At 40.6% G+C, this 256-nt stretch carries 1 protein-coding gene; it reads right to left on the bottom strand.

What is annotated here, in order from left to right; translation table 11 throughout:
• Positions 1-256: hypothetical protein (locus R0J87_RS22290; RefSeq protein WP_498889040.1), on the bottom strand; the 256-nt coding region annotated here is incomplete at both ends.

The following is a 256-nucleotide window of genomic DNA, read 5'->3' on the forward strand; positions in this document are numbered from 1 at the left end:
GGAATATTTAAGCGTTGGTTAAAAAACGCATCAATTTGTCCAATCCCTGCGCCGGGACCGGCGAGTAACATTTGAACAACTTCCATTCCTTCGCTTTGATTGAGATAATAATCAACAGAGCGACGGACTTCATCCGTTAATTCCCCTAAAACCCGTTGTAAGGCATTCATTCCCGGATTTAATGGCGTTGTTTCTTCTTTTGCATATTTATCAGAAATGGGCAGTGTCATTTCCTGTAAAGTTTCAATATTACGAG

This window comes from Halomonas sp. SIMBA_159, assembly GCF_046536035.1.
In the GTDB taxonomy this organism is placed as follows: domain Bacteria; phylum Pseudomonadota; class Gammaproteobacteria; order Pseudomonadales; family Halomonadaceae; genus Vreelandella; species Vreelandella venusta_A.